13 protein-coding genes are annotated in these 16,894 nt (G+C 56.9%); 8 read left to right on the top strand and 5 right to left on the bottom strand.

Annotated features, from left to right (window positions below):
• The first annotated feature begins 112 nt into the window (after positions 1-112).
• The 3 genes from dnaK (at position 113) to dmul_RS00315 (ending at position 3,367) form a co-directional block, all read left to right on the top strand.
• A complete protein-coding gene (dnaK, locus tag dmul_RS00325; RefSeq protein WP_020876238.1) occupies positions 113-2,035 on the top strand; it encodes a molecular chaperone DnaK in 1,923 nt (640 codons plus the stop codon).
• A gap of 290 nt (positions 2,036-2,325) precedes the next feature.
• Positions 2,326-2,628, top strand: a complete 303-nt coding sequence (locus dmul_RS00320; protein WP_020876237.1) for a sll1863 family stress response protein — start codon at positions 2,326-2,328, stop codon at positions 2,626-2,628.
• A 208-nt stretch (positions 2,629-2,836) separates the two neighbouring features.
• Complete coding sequence (locus dmul_RS00315; protein ID WP_020876236.1) at positions 2,837-3,367, top strand: metal-dependent transcriptional regulator; 531 nt, start codon at positions 2,837-2,839, stop codon at positions 3,365-3,367.
• A 201-nt stretch (positions 3,368-3,568) separates the two neighbouring features.
• Here dmul_RS00315 and dmul_RS00310 read toward each other — a convergent pair whose 3' ends face one another.
• Together dmul_RS00310 and dmul_RS00305 are read right to left on the bottom strand one after the other, a co-directional pair.
• On the bottom strand, positions 3,569-6,295 hold the full coding sequence (locus dmul_RS00310; RefSeq protein WP_040414685.1) for a sensor histidine kinase: 2,727 nt from the start codon (positions 6,293-6,295) through the stop codon (positions 3,569-3,571).
• A gap of 59 nt (positions 6,296-6,354) precedes the next feature.
• Complete coding sequence (locus dmul_RS00305; RefSeq protein WP_200809316.1) at positions 6,355-6,576, bottom strand: hypothetical protein; 222 nt, start codon at positions 6,574-6,576, stop codon at positions 6,355-6,357.
• Positions 6,577-6,800: 224 nt separating this feature from the next.
• Between dmul_RS00305 and dmul_RS00300 the strand changes: the two genes are divergently transcribed.
• A complete protein-coding gene (locus dmul_RS00300) occupies positions 6,801-7,169 on the top strand; it encodes a response regulator transcription factor (protein WP_020876232.1) in 369 nt (122 codons plus the stop codon).
• Between the two features lie 246 nt (positions 7,170-7,415).
• Here dmul_RS00300 and dmul_RS00295 read toward each other — a convergent pair whose 3' ends face one another.
• Positions 7,416-10,268, bottom strand: a complete 2,853-nt coding sequence (locus dmul_RS00295) for a DUF1638 domain-containing protein (RefSeq protein ID WP_020876231.1) — start codon at positions 10,266-10,268, stop codon at positions 7,416-7,418.
• Between the two features lie 443 nt (positions 10,269-10,711).
• On the opposite strand from dmul_RS00295, the gene murI reads away from it, so the two are divergent.
• The 3 genes from murI (at position 10,712) to dmul_RS00280 (ending at position 13,441) form a co-directional block, all read left to right on the top strand.
• Complete coding sequence (gene murI / locus dmul_RS00290) at positions 10,712-11,581, top strand: glutamate racemase (protein WP_052018527.1); 870 nt, start codon at positions 10,712-10,714, stop codon at positions 11,579-11,581.
• A gap of 216 nt (positions 11,582-11,797) precedes the next feature.
• Positions 11,798-12,481, top strand: coding sequence for a poly-gamma-glutamate hydrolase family protein (locus dmul_RS00285; protein WP_020876227.1), 684 nt, complete (start codon positions 11,798-11,800; stop codon positions 12,479-12,481).
• Between the two features lie 60 nt (positions 12,482-12,541).
• Positions 12,542-13,441 (top strand): amidohydrolase family protein, encoded by a 900-nt coding sequence (locus dmul_RS00280; RefSeq protein WP_020876226.1) that lies wholly within the window; start codon positions 12,542-12,544, stop codon positions 13,439-13,441.
• Between the two features lie 15 nt (positions 13,442-13,456).
• Here the strand turns inward: dmul_RS00280 and dmul_RS00275 are convergent, their stop codons facing one another.
• Positions 13,457-13,924, bottom strand: coding sequence for a DUF551 domain-containing protein (locus dmul_RS00275; RefSeq protein WP_020876225.1), 468 nt, complete (start codon positions 13,922-13,924; stop codon positions 13,457-13,459).
• Between the two features lie 170 nt (positions 13,925-14,094).
• On the opposite strand from dmul_RS00275, the gene dmul_RS00270 reads away from it, so the two are divergent.
• Positions 14,095-15,024 carry a DMT family transporter gene (locus dmul_RS00270; protein ID WP_020876224.1) on the top strand — a complete coding sequence of 310 codons (930 nt, stop codon included), beginning with the start codon at positions 14,095-14,097 and terminating at the stop codon, positions 15,022-15,024.
• A gap of 80 nt (positions 15,025-15,104) precedes the next feature.
• On the opposite strand, the gene dmul_RS00265 is transcribed toward dmul_RS00270, so the two are convergent.
• A complete protein-coding gene (locus dmul_RS00265; protein WP_020876223.1) occupies positions 15,105-16,565 on the bottom strand; it encodes an FAD-binding oxidoreductase in 1,461 nt (486 codons plus the stop codon).
• Between the last annotated feature and the right edge of the window lie 329 nt (positions 16,566-16,894).

Here is a 16,894-nt window from a genome sequence, read left to right as displayed (position 1 = left end):
AAACTTCGAAAAAAACAAAAACCCAACAAATTTATATTGACTTATTTTTTACGCATATTACTTTTTTTAAAAATTGATAAAAATAATATCACTGCACAAGAAAGGACATTCCATGAAACACGTTATCGGTATCGATCTTGGAACGACAAATTCCTGCATTTCGATCATGCAGGGCGGCGAGCCCGTGATTATCAACAATACGGAGGGCGGCCGAACAACGCCCTCAACAGTCGCCGTCACCCGGAACGGCGATCGGATCGTAGGACAGATCGCTAAACGCCAGGCAGTCACCAATCCGGAAAATACGGTCTTTGGCGTCAAACGGCTGATCGGGCGAAAATTCGACTCTCCGGAAGTCCGGAAAGACCGACTCGTTCTGCCGTATAAAATCGAAAAAGCGGCCAACGGGGACGTACGGATCAATCTGGAGGGCAAGTCTTACAGCCCGGCGGAGATTTCCGCCTTCATTCTGTCCAACCTCAAGGCAAGCGCCGAAACCTACCTCGGGGAAGCGGTCACGGACGCCGTCATCACAGTGCCGGCGTATTTTGACGACAGTCAGCGTCAAGCGACAAAGGATGCGGGCAGGATCGCCGGATTGAACGTCCTGAGAATCATCAATGAACCCACGGCAGCAGCTTTGGCCTACGGCATGGACAAAGGCAGCGACAGCAAGATCGTCGTCTTTGATCTGGGCGGCGGCACCTTTGATATTTCGGTGCTCGACATCGGCGACGGCGTCTTCGAGGTCAAGGCCACCAGCGGTGACACCCACCTGGGTGGGGAGGATTTCGACCTGCGGCTGGTCGATTACCTGGCGGACGAATTCAAAAGAGACCAGGGAATCGACCTGAGGACGGACAAGATGGCTCTCCAACGGCTCAAGGAGGCTGCCGAAAAGGCCAAAATCGAACTTTCCACGACCCTGGAAACCGACGTCAATCTCCCGTTCATCACTGCGGACGCCGGCGGCCCAAAGCATCTCAACATCCGTATTACCCGGGCCAAACTCGAATCCCTGGTCTCGGATCTGCTCGATCGGCTGACCGGCCCGTGCGAAACAGCGCTGAAAGACGCCGGTCTATCCACATCGGACATCGACCAGGTAATTCTGGTCGGCGGCATGACCCGGATGCCGATCGTCCAGGAGCGGGTCAGGAAGATTTTCGGCAGGGAACCCCACAAAGGCGTCAACCCGGATGAAGTGGTGGCCATGGGGGCTGCCGTTCAAGGCGCCGTTCTCAAGGGGGACGTCAAGGACGTGCTCCTGCTCGACGTCACACCGCTCTCTCTCGGCATCGAAACCCTGGGGGGCGTCATGACGAAGCTGATTGAAAAGAACACGACGATTCCCGCCAGGAAAAGCGAAATCTTCTCAACGGCCGAGGACAATCAGACAGCCGTGACCATACAGGTGCTGCAGGGCGAGCGCGAAATGGCCAAAGACAACAAAGTCCTGGGGCGATTCGAACTGGTCGGCATTCCCCCGGCACCCCGGGGAACCCCTCAGATCGAAGTGACCTTTGACATCGACGCCAACGGCATCGTCAGCGTATCGGCGAAGGACACAGCCACCGGCCGGGAACAGTCCATCCGCATTACGGCTGCATCCGGCCTCGACAAGGCCGAAGTCGAGCGGCTGATCCGTGAGGCCGAGTTGCATCAGGAAGAGGACCGTCGTAGAAAGGAATTGGTGAGCGCCCGTAACCAGGCCGACAATCTGATCTACTCGACGGAGAAAAGTCTGCGGGAGCAGGGTTCCACCGTGGACGGGGAAATTCAACGCGACATCGAGACAGCCGTCGACAACCTGAAAAAGGCCATGGCCGGCGATAATGCGGCGGAAATTCAGCAGCGCTCGGAAATCCTGACCCAGGCTGTGCATCGTATGACCGAGGCCATGTACCAGAGAGGTCCCCAAGGCGCTCAGGGTCCGGAAACGAAGACGGCCGGCGGCCCCTCGACATCGCCGCAGGGCGGTCGGTCCCGGGACGTCGATGACGTCATCGACGCCGAGTACGAGGATGTTGCATAAATGCAGCATATTCTGGAAACCTTCAGGCCGGGCCGGCATCCAACCGCCGGCCTGGAGGGCTCCTGCACATGCAACGGTGCATAGCGCGCCCAATTTCGCACTTGAGCATTTCGTCTCAGGTATTACCATGTGTTCATACCGGGAAAAACCGTACGACAAATAACGCAACTTTCGACTTTGATAGGCCGGTGCCGGGCGGATACGGCCCGGCACCTCTCCGGTCACCATCATAAAAGTCGAAAGTTGAAAAACAACCATCTGCATAATCTGCATAATTAAAGGAGCGAGACATGGAAACACGAGATGCGTGTGAAGGCAAATTCGGTGAAGAACTCAACACCTGCATAGCCAGGCTTGAGGCACTGGAATCCCGAAAAGACCGGATCGCCGACGCGGACAAGGCGGCATATAACCGTGAGTTGGATGCCCTCAAAAAGAAAAACGAGGCAGCATGGGCCAAATTCAAAAAAATGAAAGCCTCTGGTGACAGCGAGTGGCCAGGCCGAAAAAATGACGTCGGCAATGCCATCCTCGCCATTCAAAAAGCTCTGGATGAATCCTATTCACGCTTCCACAACGACACCGGCTCCTGAACGGCAGATTCATCCGGATCCATCACTCCCGTCCGGGAAACGACGCATCAATCAAAAAATATTTGATTTGTCAAAATTTTGATACGCCTAACAACATTTTTATGACGGAGGGAAAAAAATTTGACAGCTGATCTGATGTATGCGATCGTTAAAAAATTCGCCGCATCATCCGACGTCGTCAATCCCGGAAAAAAGCACAAGAGGGCGCATGCAGGGGCTTTCCGAAAATTTAGAGAATTACCTTGAAACAATTCTGGAGTTGCAGCGGGAGAACACCGTGGCCAGGGTAAAGGACATCGCCGAGAAGATCGGCGTGCTGAGCGGCACCGTTACTTCCGCCCTGAGAACCTTGTCGGAGAAAGGGCTGGTCAACTACAAGCCCTACAGTTTTATCACCCTGACTCCTGAAGGCGAAAGGATCGCCATGGAAGTCCTGCGGCGCCACCATGTCATCAAAGATTTCCTGCACTGTGTTCTCCTTCTCGACGAAGACCGGGCGGAAGAGAACGCCTGCCGGATGGAGCACGCCATGGACAAGGTCGCCATCAACCGCCTGGTGCAGTTCATCGACTATGTTCACCAGTGTCCCCGGGCCGGAGAGGATTGGATCGCCAACTTCAACACCTTTTTTTCAAGGAACAGGATCGTCGAGTCCAACTGCCCGGATTGCCTGGATAAATGCATGACGCGCTACAGCCGGAAGCGAACGGCCTCGGACGACACCGACATCTCTTCCTGATCGTCACCTTCTCCGGCGCCCTCATGACTTTGGAGAAGACATGTGTGATGAATCAGCGTGTGGCGCGGCTGAAGCGCACCTATGCCGCGCTCTCGGCTGTCTATCAGGACGGCAAAGCTCAAAACGACATCCCGCTCAAATAGGTCTGATTTACCACATGTGGTCTGTCGACAAGATGTCCACCAATGTTCACCGCCAGAGTTAGTGCATGCCGCCCGTTCGGTCAACCGGCAGGGCAACCGTAAAGACGGTCCCCTGCTCCGGCGCGCTCCGAACGGATATGGTGCCGCCGTGAAACGCTACGATGCGCTTGGTGATGGCAAGGCCCAGGCCGCTGCCCTGGGGCCGGCCGCGACCGGCGGACGAAACCTGGGTAAACTGCTCAAATATCAACGACTGGGCATCTTCACTGATACCGACGCCGTTGTCTCTGACACTGACCGTCAGGATGTTGTCCTGATGAACCATGGCGATATGAATTCGGCCGGTATGAGGGTCGCAGAACTTGACCGCGTTGGAAATCAGGTTGACCATAACCTGCACCAATTGATCTCGATCTCCTGAAATTTCAGGGGTATGTTCCGGCAAAGCCACCGTCAATCGGAGATCTTTCTCCGCGACAAGCTGACGCGTAGCAGTGACGGCGTGGCGAATCACCCCGCCGAGATCCAAAGCGGTGACCTGCCATGCCATCCGGCCCGCTTCGATTTTCTGAAAGTCGAGCACCTGATTGATCAAACGCGCCAGGCGATGGATTTCGTTGATCATGATTTCGAGAAACTCACCCTGTTCTTTTTTGTCTGTATCGGGATACTCTCTCAAAATCTCGGCAATCGACTGAATGGCGGTGAGCGGCGTGCGCAGCTCGTGGGTCACCGTGGAAATAAATTCATCCTTGAGGCGATCCAGCTCCTGAAGCCGCTCATTGGCCGCCTTGAGATCGGCGGTCGCCTTCTCCAACTCGTGGCTGTGAATGATGACCTGACGCGTCTCGTCAACGATATCCATCACCGCCTCGATGCCGAAGCTTTCTTCGGTCACCACCGAGGCCACCATGACACGAGCCGAGGCCGAACCGATCACTTCGGTCAAGACTTTTTCGACATGGGTGACAAACCCCGGATCGGCGGTCAGAGGCCGATTCCGGTCCGCGTGGTGCTTTTGGACATAGGCATCCAAGGCCTCCTGGGTACGCGCCTTCCCCAGAAATCGTTCCAGAAGCGATGTCAGGTCCGGAACTCTTGCCGTCCCGCGCCAGATGGCGGAATCTTCGGCTTTCTGGGAGAAATGGAAGACATCCACAAACAGGATCGCCTGGTTTTTTTCCAAAACGGACTGTTCACTGAAAAGCGATACACCGATATAGGCGCCGGTATTGATGAGAAGGCTCCAGAAGACGCCGTGGGAAATGGTATCCAGGCCCGTAAGCCCGAAGAGATGGAACGGCCGCAGCCAATGGAGGCCGAAGGGCCCTTCCCGGATAAATCCCGAAGACAGCAGGCCGGCATCCGTCATGGTGGGAAGAACCAAGGTATAGAGCCACACCAGAAAGCCCGCGATGAGGCCGCTCAAGGCCCCGGCCTTGGTGCCGCCCTTCCAGAATATCCCGCCCAGAAGCGCCGGCGCAAACTGGGCCGCCGCGGCAAAAGAGACCAGGCCGATGGCGACGAGGGGGTAATATTCGGCGGTTTGACGGAAGTAGATATAGCCGAGAAGAACCGTCAACAGAATCGCCGCGTGTCGGACGGCCACCAGCCAGGCGCCCAAATCGCTGTGTCGCCCCAGTCTCAGGGCGGGAATATGCAGCAACAGGGGCATCACCAGATTATTGCTGATCATGGTGGAAAGGGCGATGGTTTCCACGATTACCATCCCCGTAGCCGCCGACATGCCCCCGACGAATACCAGAAGCGCCAGTGCATGCCGACCGTAAACCAGCGGCAAACGCAGCACAAAAGTATCGGCATCGACGGCCTGACCGCCAAACTGGATCATACCCGACAAGGCCACCGGCAGAACAAACAGATTGATGGCCAGGAGATAAAGCGGAAATAGCCACATCGCTTTTTTCAGATGCGCCTCATCGACGTTTTCAACGACGGCCATTTGAAATTGTCGGGGCAGGAGAACGATGGCCAGCATGCTGAGGAGGACATGGACGGTCCAGTCGGCGGAAGCGCCGGCGGACATATCCAGGGTGAAAAGATCACGAAGATCAGGCCGATGCTCCGCATGGGAGAAGAGATCGGCCACACCGTCATGAAGCCCGTAAGTCACGAAAAACCCAATGGCCAGAAACGCGACCAGTTTGACCACCGATTCCAGGGCAATGGCCGCCACCAGGCCTTCATGGCGTTCGGTCACCTTCGGTTTTCGCGTACCGAAAAGAACGGCGAACACCGCCAGCAGAACAGCCACATAAAACGCCGTGTCCTTGAGAAAGAAGAGACTCCCGAAGCCCACGGCAACGGCACCTTCGGAATAATGACTCAACAATAGAAAGCTGACGGAGATGGCCTTGAGTTGAAGGGAGATGTAAGGAACGACGCCCAACACGGCAATGACCGCCACCACCCCCCCCAGTGCCACGCTTTTCCCATACCGGGAGGCGATAAAATCGGCGATGGAGGCAATCCGGTGGATGCGGCTGATCCGCAGAATTTTCCGCATCACCACCCATCCCAGGGCGGCCATCAGGGTCGGGCCGATATAGATGGCCAGAAATTCAGGGCCCGATCGGACAGCCCGGCCCACGCTGCCGTAAAATGTCCATGCCGTACAGTAGACCGCAAGGGACAGGGTATAGACATAAGGGTTGCTGATGATGCTGCGACCGGCGTCGGCGCGCTTGTCGCCATAATAAGCGATGGCGAACAAGGCGCCGAGATAGCACACGGAAGCGAAAAGAATGGTCTCGGTGGACAGCATTGGCGACACGGGCTAATGTCCTGGTACCGCGGGAGGGCGTTGGAACATGGATGGCGCCGTCACGACGACGGAGGGACGGAAGCGACGGCCAATAGGATCAGGATGATCAGCAACAGCCAGACGCCAAAAATATATCCAAAAAACAGGGGAATCCCCCAAACCATTCCGGGCTGATTGAACAACGACAGCAACGGGTTGTTCAGTAATATATAGCCCAACAAAAACAAGGCGATAAGCCTTTTGTTGCAAAGAGAGTCCGGTGCCATGACAGCCTCCTCCATACCGGAAATCCGGTTTCGCCGCAGGTGAAACGGACGTCACGACTACAATTTGCGATTGTCGCCGGTCGGATTTATTGATACTTATAATAACAGATATAATTCAGATAGTGACAGCATAATCCAATTTTGAATAGGCGTCAATCTGTCGAAAGGGCATCAACCCCGGGAAACGGCTCAAAAAACGATACGGCGCGGCATCGCTGCCACACAGATGGGAGGGGTGTATGGGTTCAAAGAAAATACTGATCGTCGATGATGAGTTGAGCATCCTTGTCCCCCTCAAGTTCCTGCTGGAAAAAAACCGGTTTGAAGTGGAACTGGCCCAAAGTGGTAAGGACGCCCTGGAAACCATTGCCCAGTCCAAGCCGGATTTGATTCTTCTGGACATCATGCTGCCCGATCTGGATGGGTATGAAATTTTTCAGATGATCCGCGAAAGACCGGAGTGGGATGACATCAAGGTGATCTACCTGACGGCCCGGAGCCGGGATGTGGATATCGCCAAAGGCTTGAATCTCGGGGCTGACGCATACATCACCAAGCCGTTCTCCAATACGGAACTTGTGAAAAAAATAAACACCCTGCTCGGGTGATAAGCCGAATCAGCACCCCGCCGCCACCAATACGATACTCCCGCATCCGCCCGGTATAAAATAAGATATCCGGCAAAAACAGGTGACCTTCGAAAACCGATTCGAATATTCTGGTCATATGCTTCGACGATCTCGCCTTTTCCCGTGCCAAGGGGGTGTATGGCGGCATCAACCTTGAAGGGGAGGTGCGTCATGCCGGCGGCCATCACCGTCGCAGCCTCAGCTGCATGTCCGCGACACGCGGCATCATGTTTTCTGCAGCACCCGATCGGGTCGACCCACCAGCGTGGCAGAGATGACACGGCCGATGAAGATTTCCGCGCCCCCGGCAGCCCTGGGAACCTGATCCTCGGTGATGAGCTCGACCCTTCGGGCGCTGGTGCCTGAAACGGCGGCCTGGTCCCGAACCAGGGCAACGAGCCGATCCCGGGCATATTCGTCGGCCTCTTCGAACCGCCGGAAATGCCGGATGCCGGAAATGCCTTCAATTAAAAATCCTCCGGCCTGATCCGGAACGATGCGCACGTGGCGCTTGACCACGACGTCGCTCGTAATGGCGCCGATCGCGTTGGCCACGTCCGCATCCGGATGCAGGACCGCCTTGGCCCCCAAAACCGCTGCCGCCCGGGGCAGAAAGTAGTGGATGGGTGCGCCGATACCCACGACGGGGCGTTTGAGGTCAATCTTTACACGGTAGTGATCGCTGCCGCCGGCAAACATGTTCTCCACCAAAGTGCGGCAGACGGGACAGGTGTGAACGGCCTCCGGATCGATCTTGCCGTCCAACTCCCGCTTGAGCAATTCCAAGGCCAGATCCCGGACGACCTTATCCAGCATGGCTTCGGCCATCTCCGCCGTATCTTTTTTCTCCAGGGCCGCGTATATGGCGGCATATCGCGACGCAGTCCGACCATCCCATCGATCGAAGCGACCGGTAATGTGAAGCAGGTCCGTCGGGGTGAGGCCACAACGCTGGATAACGGCGTATTCCTCGAGGCGCCGGATGGGCAACGCCCGTTCGATCATGGCCCCGGTTCTTTCGAGAATTTCGTCGATGCTGAAGGGCCTCTCGGCAAGGAGATCGACGATCTCCCGCTCCGAATCGGTCAGGTCCATATCCTCCGGGGTCCCGTTCAGGGCCAGCATCTGCATGCCCCGGGTGGATGCTGCATATCGGTGGATCCGTGTCTCCAGGTAGGCGACGGCCCGGTCCGCGGCCGGGTGACGGGTCCCCAGCCAGGCCATGGGGGCGACCCGACGGGGACCGATGATGATCGACTCTTTCTCCATCTGGATCAGACTGTCGCCGCCCAGGCCACGGGTACGGATTTCCAAAGCCTTGACGTGGGTTTTGTGCCCCCCCACGTTGGAGCCGCTGTCACAAAGGGATACCCCTCCACCCAGAAGGATCGCCGTGTCCGTGGTGGTGCCCCCCATGTCCACCACCAGAGCGTCGGCAAGCCCCGTAAGGTGCCGGGCGCCGGCCACGCTGGCCGCAGGTCCCGAAAGTATCGTCTCCACCGGGCGCTCCTTGGCCATGGCCGCGCTCATGAGCGTGCCGTCCCCCTTTACCACCACCACTGGGGCGTGGATGTGGAAGCGGGAAAGCTCCGCTTCAAGATCCACGAGAAGCCTGGCCAGGCGTGGGATGATCCTGGCGTTCAGCATGGCGGTGTGGGCCCGGACCTTGAAATCGAGGATGTCCGACAGCTCATGACCGCAGGTCACGAAGAGGTCTGTCTCCTCCCGGATGATCCGCTTTACCGCCAGTTCGTGAACCGGGTTGATACTGCCCGCGAACCCCGATACCGCAAAGGCCCGAACCTGATCCCGGTCGACCATCCGCCGGACGATGCGTCGGACTTCCTCCGGGTCGACGGGGGTCCGCTCCTGACCCGAAATCTCGAGAGAGCCGGAGACCACGGCCTTGGGTTCATAGGCGATGTCCCGGCTGTCGAAAAGCCCGTAGGGCGGCATCAGGATCATACCGACCTTCTGTCCTTCCCCCTCAACAATGGCGTTGGTGGCAAGCGTCGTGGAGAGGGCCACCATTTCCACCGTCCGGAGGCGCTCGCCGTCGAGGCCGGCGAGCGCCTCCCCGATACCCCGGGTAAAATCCCATTTTGTGGTCAGGGCCTTGCTCTTTGAAAGAGTTTTTCCACGGGCAACGTCATAGATCACCGCATCAGTGTAGGTGCCCCCCGCATCGATCCCCAAGCCGGTTTTGACCATTGGAGGCCCCTCTTCACGCCCATAAGCGGGACGGGTGTCGGGCCGCGGGAGGGAGGGCCGGACGTCGTCCACCACCATCACCTGGGGACCGGAGGCGTCCGCAGCTCGACCCGTCCAGGCGGGATTGGCGGTCAGACCGGCCCGAAGCGCGTCGAAGCCAATGACGTGATGGGGCGGCACCACCAGTATGTCGTCGCTGCTTTCCATCGCCTTCAGGAGCCTCTCCATCAGCGCATGGTCACCTTCGATCCGCTCGAAATCCCAGCCGTATTCTTCAGCCATGTCCCGGGCGTATTGCTCGTATTTCAACGATTTCCCTGCGCCGGTATCGATAAAGGCCGCCCGACGGTAATGCGTCTTCCAGCTGTTCAGAAATCGGAAGGTTCGGTCGGCAGCCTCAACCCCATATGTCCTCACCAGATCATCGTAATGCAGCCGCTCCGCACCGTAGCCGGCCCAGAGACGGCGCTGGGAGAGGGGCTCGGTTTTCTCTTCGTACCAACCGGCGGAAATGTAGTAGGTTCCCGGGGCCTTGCGGAATTCACGTCGGTAGACTGCGTCGCCGCCCAAAAAAAGGGCGATGCAGTCGTGCACCCGTGGGATGGCCATGGGAACGTCGCCGGCTTTGACACCTACCGATCCGCGGCCGCAGATACCATAGCCGATGACGATTCGCGACGCGTCACCCGCAGCGTTGATCTCGTCTACAGCTCCCTGGAGTTTCTCCCGCAGCAGGTTCGGCCGATCGTGGAGGCCGGCCTCCAGGAACCGGAATACGACATCCATCCCCAGCCGCTCGACTGCGTGACGCAGGTCAACGGATAGAACGGCACAGGCGACGACATATATCTTCTTTTTCACAATCATCAAACTCCTCGTTCTTCAGGTTTCGGTGCAGTCATCTCCGCCGACACAGACGCGCATCCTCGGGCGAAACGGAAACTTTCCTGCTGTATATTTGCTATAATATAAAGATATTGTATTCGAATCTCAATAAAAATGTTTCCCGAAACCCTACACTGCACCAAGGCCGCCCGAGTCATCTCGATTCTATTGTAACTCAACTTTCGACTTTCATGATGGTGACCGGATAGATACGGCCTGTGAAAGTCGAAAGTTGAGTTGTAAAAAACCCTCCATAGGTGTAAATATCTCTGGCGTCGTACAGGAAAACCATCAACGTTTCCGTCACAAGGGAGAGGAGAGATGAACGTCCGTTTTCTGCAGCCCCATCAAACCGAGGAGGCAATACGGGAGACCCCTGCGTCCGCCTGGTTCGGCGTCATCCGGTCAGTCGGATGACAGGGCGCATGGCGCCAACGAACATCCCGACGCCCCGACTTCGAGGGGTGCATGGCGCCGCCGCCAACGCTCCCGTGGGGGTCTTTGACTCCGGGATGGGCGGCTTGTCTGTGCTTCGTGAAATCCGCAAGGCGCTGCCGGAGGAGAATCTGCTCTATGTCGCCGACTCGGGCTACGCACCCTACGGCGACCGGCCCAGGGATTTTATCGAGAAACGGGCATCGGTCATCGCCGACTTCTTCCTGGTACAGGGGGTCAAGGCCATTGTGGCGGCCTGCAACACGGTCACGGGTGTTGCGGTCGACGGGCTCCGCACGCGCTGTCCCGTTCCGGTGGTAGCCATCGAACCGGCCATAAAGCCCGCCGCCGGCATGACGCGATCCGGGGTGATCGGCGTTCTGGCCACCCGGCAGACCATCGCCAGCGACAGAGTCTCACGTCTGATCGCCCGCCATGGAAACGGCGTGCGCATTCTCCTGCAGGCATGTCCCGGCCTTGTTGAGCAGGTGGAGCGCGCGGAGTTGGGCGGTCGGAAAACCGTCTCCCTGGTGGAAAACTATGTCACGCCTCTCCTCGAAAAAGGCGCCGACACGCTTGTTTTGGGGTGCACCCATTATCCATTCCTCTCACCCATGATCAAGGCCGTCGCCGGACCCACCATTACCGTGATCGACCCTGCCGCCGCGGTGGCGAAGGAGCTGAGACGTCGCCTCAATGCGGACAACATCGCATCATGCGGCAGCCGGCCCGGAACCGAACGCTTCTGGACCAGCGGCCCCATCGATCACGCAAGAAGGATCATCGGGGAACTCTGGGGATCCTGCCCCGACGTCCGGAGCCTGCCGTCATCCGACGACAACGAACACCACACCGGATAATCTTTCCAAATGGCGGATGTCATGGTCTTCAGGCATGGCGTTTCCCCGATATGCCGCGAGGGGGCAAAAGCCCCACCCGCAATTCGGAGATGGTATATCATACATCGGTGGGAATTATTCCACTCGATCTGGAGCGGGCTAAAACAGAACCCAGAGCAACCGTCCAGAAGACGCTTGACGTTTCATCCTTCCCGGTTTTATGAAGGATATGGCGAAATGATCCTGTTTAAGAAAGGAGATCTTTACAGAGGCGGTATGGATCGCTACAGCAGTTTTGAAAACCTTAACGCCTGCGAACGCCGAGGGATTGATTACCGCATTCGTTGGCGACTCGGAAGCACCGGTGTCGCCATTCTGAGTATCCACGGCGGTGAGATCGAGCCCGGGTCAACCCGAATCGCCAACGCCATTGCCGGATGGGATCATTCTTTTTACGCTTTTGAAGGCATCAAACCCGGCGGAAATCTGGCGTTGCACATCACCAGCACCCGATTTGACGAACCCACCGTCCTGGACATCGTCTGCCAATCGGATGTCGCCATCTCAATTCACGGCAGCGCGATCATGACCCCGATCGTCCATCTGGGAGGATTGGATGCCGAATTGAAGCATCATATACGCCGAGAGTTGCACGAATCGGGATTTCAGGCAACGGATTGCATAGATCGTCGTTTCGGTGCGACGAGTCTGAAAAACATCTGCAACCTGTGTCGCCGCGGCATGGGCGTTCAAATGGAAATCAGCCGCGGCTTGCGCCTCATGATGTTCCAGGACCTGACACCCGAAGGAAGGTACTATTCCACGGCGATCTTCACCCGGTTCACGGAGGCGGTTCGCAGGGCCGTCTCGCCCTTTGCGCTCATCTACGCGGAAACGCGGCCGCTTACCAATACGGATTGAGATATTCAATTGACGGCGATGAATTCGCTGTATACGAAAAAAAACGATTGGAATGAAACGATGCTAAGCCCGGATCTCCCAACACTGAACGACTCGGAAGGCGACGCGATCCCCCGCGGATTTCCGAGAGTGATTGACGCCCATATCCATATCTTCCCGGACAATCTCTTTGAAGCCATACGCCGGTGGTTTGATCGGAACGCCTGGCATATCCGATACGCCTTGACCGCCGCCGAAGTATTCGATTTTCTGTTGTCCCGGGGCGTAAATCATATCATCGCACTTCAATATGCGCATTCCCCGGGGATTGCAAGGGACCTGAATCAATTCATGGTACGGCAATGCCGGCGATACCGTGGCCGCGTTACCGGCATGGCCACCGTCTTTCCCGGCGAGGAGGGCGCCGATACGATCCTGCAGGAAGCTTTCGATGACGGTCTGGGCGGCGTAAAGCTCCATACCCATGTACAATGCTTCGACATCGATTCGGATGCCGCCCACCTCATCTTCGATGTCTGCCAATCCAACCGTAAACCGGTTGTGATTCATTTCGGAAAAGAGCCGAAAAGCCCTGTTTACCGGTGCGATCCCCATAAAATCTGCGCGGCCGACAAACTGGAAAGCGTTCTCGTTAATTTTCCAGATCTTCACATCTGTGTTCCCCACCTGGGCTTCAGCGAGATCCGCGAATACAGACAGTTGATCGAAAAATACGATCATCTCTGGCTTGACACCACCATGGTGTTGACGGACTATTTCCCCATCGCCGACCCCATAGACCTGAAGCACTATCGCCTGGACAGAATCATGTACGGATCCGACTTTCCCAATATTCCCTATGCCTGGGACAGAGAATTGAAACGGCTTCGGGATTCGGGACTTACCGACGAGGAGCTGGACAGGGTATTGAATAGGAACGCATCGGAATTTTTCGCCATACGGGAGTCTCCCGCCTCATGATGCAATACCGCGAACCTAAAGCTCATCCCGGATCTTCGAGATCAGATGCTCCCGGATCCGTCGCATCTCCCGGGTTGACAGGACCATACCCGGCGCGATCTTCTTGATGACCCGCTTGATGATGACTCGGACACGGCCGATGCTGAGATCGTACATCTCCGAGATCTCTCTGGGAGACCGTCCCTCCAGGAGCCAACAGACGATATCCTTGTTGCGGTCGCTCTCCCGACGATTCGGCCTGGGTTCTGTGATGGGCTCACCCTTGTCTTGTGTAAAGACGTCTTCCGGGGGACTCAGAAGCATCCAATGCGTGACGTGCCTGCTCGTTCTTCTTCCCTGGGATTCACGCCACACATTGGCGTCGGCGTCGTAGATCATGACGTTATAGCTGAAGTCTTTCAGGTCGGGGTGAGACACGAATGCCAACACCTCTTCCTCGGACGGCGGCAGCTCATCCTGGATGCTGGTCCATGAATACATCATTTGCGGTATCCTCCGAGACACGGTTGACGGTTGGTAGTCCGAGGTTCATATTATGCAGTTATGGACATACAAAATCAATATTCAACTTTCGACTTTCATGACGATGACCGGCACCGGCCTATGAAAGTCGAAAGTTGAGTCAATATATTTATAAAGGAACGTACAACATCGTGAACACCCGGTACCGTCTCATCTGTTACGCAAGCCTGATCGGCGCAATGATCCTCTGGTCCAGTTCTTTTCCCGCCTTGAAAATCGCGTTTCGCACCTACGATCCCGTGGTGGTGATCTTCGGACGCATGGCGGTGGCGTGCCTCTGTTTTCTGCTCTTTTTCCGGTATTTCAGATCGATTCGGCTCAAGAAAGGTACGATAAAATACCTGGTGTTCATGGCGTTTTGCGAACCGTGCCTCTATTTTATCTTTGAAGCCAAGGCCCTGGCGTATACCACGGCCTCCCAGGCCGGTATCATCGCCGGCACCCTGCCGCTTCTGGCTGCGGTGGCAGCTCACTATACCCTGAAGGAGCATCTGTCCCGACAGACGGTCATCGGGCTGGCCCTGGCCATTGCAGGATCGTGCTGGCTGAGCGTGACGGGTCAGGCATCGGAAAACGCTCCCAATCCGCCATTGGGCAACTTCCTGGAATTCGTGGCCATGATATGCGCCACAGGCTATATTATCACTCTGAAAAAGCTCAGCCGTTTTTATTCGCCGGTTTTTCTGACCGCAACCCAGGTCGCGGCCGGCTGCCTTTTCTATACGCCGCTGCTTCTGTTGCCGTCGACCACCCTGCCCTCGGAAATCGACATCCCGGGTCTCTTCGCGGTGGTCTACCTGGGCGCCTTCGTAACCATCGGCGCCTACGGTCTCTATAATTTCAGCCTCAGCCGCATTCCCGTCAACCAGGCATCCGTATTTGTAAACCTGATCCCGGTATTCACCATCATTCTCGGATGGCTGATCCTGAACGAACAACTCCTCCCCCAGCAGTATCTCGCGGCGGTTTTGATTCTGAGCGGAATCTTCATCAGCCAGGGCGGGACGATATCCGAAGTTCCCGTTTCCAACGCCGTCAAGCCCTGCTCCGCATCGAAATAGCGACGGTGCCGATCCTGTTAACTTTTCAACTTTCATGATGGTGACCGGATGGATACGGCCTATGTCCGCCGAAAGTTGAGTCAACTTCTTTCATGCGCGCCGAATCCCGTCCCGGCGCCCATGTTCAACAATCCGGAGAAAAGACCGGTGGGATCGTGATGCGCTTTCACGGCTCTGAGCCGTGCCAGATTCGGACCGTAGGCCGACCTCAGAAGGGTGTCCCGGTCTTCCATAAAACCGGGAAAGTTCAGGTAAATCCCATCACGGGAGTAGAGACGCATAGCCTTATGCAGACGGCGTGCCCATTCAATGTTTTTATCAGCCTCTTCACGCCGCTTCCAGTTGGCTTCGATACCCAGCATGAACGGCGCATCCCGCCGCCAGAACGCACTCTCCGATGTCGGGGCAGTCGTAGAGGCCCCCCCGAGCATCCAGATATCGATGGAGGAGAGGGATGAAGGACGGTTTTCCGTATATTTGACAAGAGACCGGATTACTGCTGTATCCAGGCGGTCGAGGTAGAGGGATTTCCAATAATAAAACGCCCCGTCAGGATAATCCGCGTCCAGAAATTTCTGTACTTCGACCCAACGCATGGGAGCGCTGAGATCCGCGACGGGACGGCCCAGCGTCCGGAGAGGCGCGATGGCTTTCTCGCCAACTTCAAAAGGCCCGGTATAGCAGCCCATCAGAATGACGACCGGCGCGCCTCTCACCGCCGCCGGAATCTCCGGCGCATCCGGTGCACTCCAGAAGACCGCCAGCACCATCAAATTCTCATCGGCTTCGGCCATGTAGTTCCGAAGTCCGTTGACCACCGTTTCCGCCTGCTCCAGCGGGTACATGGGAACGGCCATCCATACCCGAGGCCCTACGGGGTGCAATCGAAACTCAAAGGCGGTCACCACGCCGAAATTTCCCCCGCCGCCCCGGACGGCCCAGAATAGATCGGAGTTTTCGTTTTCACTGGCCTTCCGAAACTGCCCATCTGCGGTCACCATCTCCACAGACACCAGGTTGTCAATGGAAAATCCGTGTTTTCTCAGCAGCCATCCCGCGCCGCCGTGAAGCGTGAGCCCTCCGACACCGGTGGCCGACACCACGCCAACGGGAGCGGCAAGGCCAAAAGCCTGGGTCTCGTGGTCAAGGTCCCGAAGGCGCGCGCCGCCCTCGACACGCGCCAGCCGGCCTTCCGGGTCGACGTGCACGCCTCTCATCCCCGATAGGTCGATCACAAAACCATCGTCCATCAATGCGCTTCCGGCCACATTGTGACCGCCGCCGCGAACGGTGATCAGGAGACCGTGCTCCCGCGCAAAGTTAACGGCGGCGATAACATCGGCCGTTCCCGCACACCGGATCATCAGCCCCGGCCGCCGATCGATCATGCCGTTCCATACCCGTCGCGCCGAATCATATGCTTCATCCGCAGGGGTAATAAGCGTTCCCCTCAGTCGTTCACGAAAACCGTCTACGGCCGCCTTTTCAAGCAATACACTGCTGCCGTCGCATCTCACTACCCTGAATGTCGTTGTCGTCATTGTTTTCATCCTCCGTGTTTCAAGCCCGGATCCGAATTATCGGCCGGTCTCCGCGCGAGACAACATCCGCCGGCACACATCAATGTTCGGGCGAACACGTATCCGGCGCATTTTTGCGGCCGTATTCCCGCCGTCTCCCGTACAGGGAAAAAAAGCGTTTTCTTTCGATTTCAACTTTCGACTTTCATGATGGTGACCGGATGGATATGGCCGATGACAGTCGAAAGTTGAGTTTCGATGAAGCAAACCCGCTACCAAGAAGAATGAAAAAGCGCGGAAGTGAAGGAACCTGCGGTCGAAAAGACGCCATGCTGAGCGAGAGGCGACTC

This window comes from Desulfococcus multivorans (genome assembly GCF_001854245.1).
Lineage (GTDB): Bacteria > Desulfobacterota > Desulfobacteria > Desulfobacterales > Desulfococcaceae > Desulfococcus > Desulfococcus multivorans.
This window is presented reverse-complemented; position numbering and strand designations above follow the sequence as displayed.

What these genes read in the sequence shown, in the direction of transcription:
- dmul_RS00295 (WP_020876231.1), bottom strand. Translation starts at nt 10,268, where the DNA reads ATGATTGTGAAAAAGAAGATATATGTCGTCGCCTGTGCCGTTCTATCC.
- dmul_RS00305 (WP_200809316.1), bottom strand. Translation starts at nt 6,576, where the DNA reads ATGGAGGAGGCTGTCATGGCACCGGACTCTCTTTGCAACAAAAGGCTT.
- dmul_RS00320 (WP_020876237.1), top strand. Translation starts at nt 2,326, where the DNA reads ATGGAAACACGAGATGCGTGTGAAGGCAAATTCGGTGAAGAACTCAAC.
- dmul_RS00300 (WP_020876232.1), top strand. Translation starts at nt 6,801, where the DNA reads ATGGGTTCAAAGAAAATACTGATCGTCGATGATGAGTTGAGCATCCTT.
- dmul_RS00285 (WP_020876227.1), top strand. Translation starts at nt 11,798, where the DNA reads ATGATCCTGTTTAAGAAAGGAGATCTTTACAGAGGCGGTATGGATCGC.
- dmul_RS00265 (WP_020876223.1), bottom strand. Translation starts at nt 16,565, where the DNA reads ATGACGACAACGACATTCAGGGTAGTGAGATGCGACGGCAGCAGTGTA.
- dmul_RS00275 (WP_020876225.1), bottom strand. Translation starts at nt 13,924, where the DNA reads ATGATGTATTCATGGACCAGCATCCAGGATGAGCTGCCGCCGTCCGAG.
- dnaK (WP_020876238.1), top strand. Translation starts at nt 113, where the DNA reads ATGAAACACGTTATCGGTATCGATCTTGGAACGACAAATTCCTGCATT.
- dmul_RS00310 (WP_040414685.1), bottom strand. Translation starts at nt 6,295, where the DNA reads ATGCTGTCCACCGAGACCATTCTTTTCGCTTCCGTGTGCTATCTCGGC.
- dmul_RS00280 (WP_020876226.1), top strand. Translation starts at nt 12,542, where the DNA reads ATGCTAAGCCCGGATCTCCCAACACTGAACGACTCGGAAGGCGACGCG.
- dmul_RS00315 (WP_020876236.1), top strand. Translation starts at nt 2,837, where the DNA reads ATGCAGGGGCTTTCCGAAAATTTAGAGAATTACCTTGAAACAATTCTG.
- murI (WP_052018527.1), top strand. Translation starts at nt 10,712, where the DNA reads ATGGCGCCAACGAACATCCCGACGCCCCGACTTCGAGGGGTGCATGGC.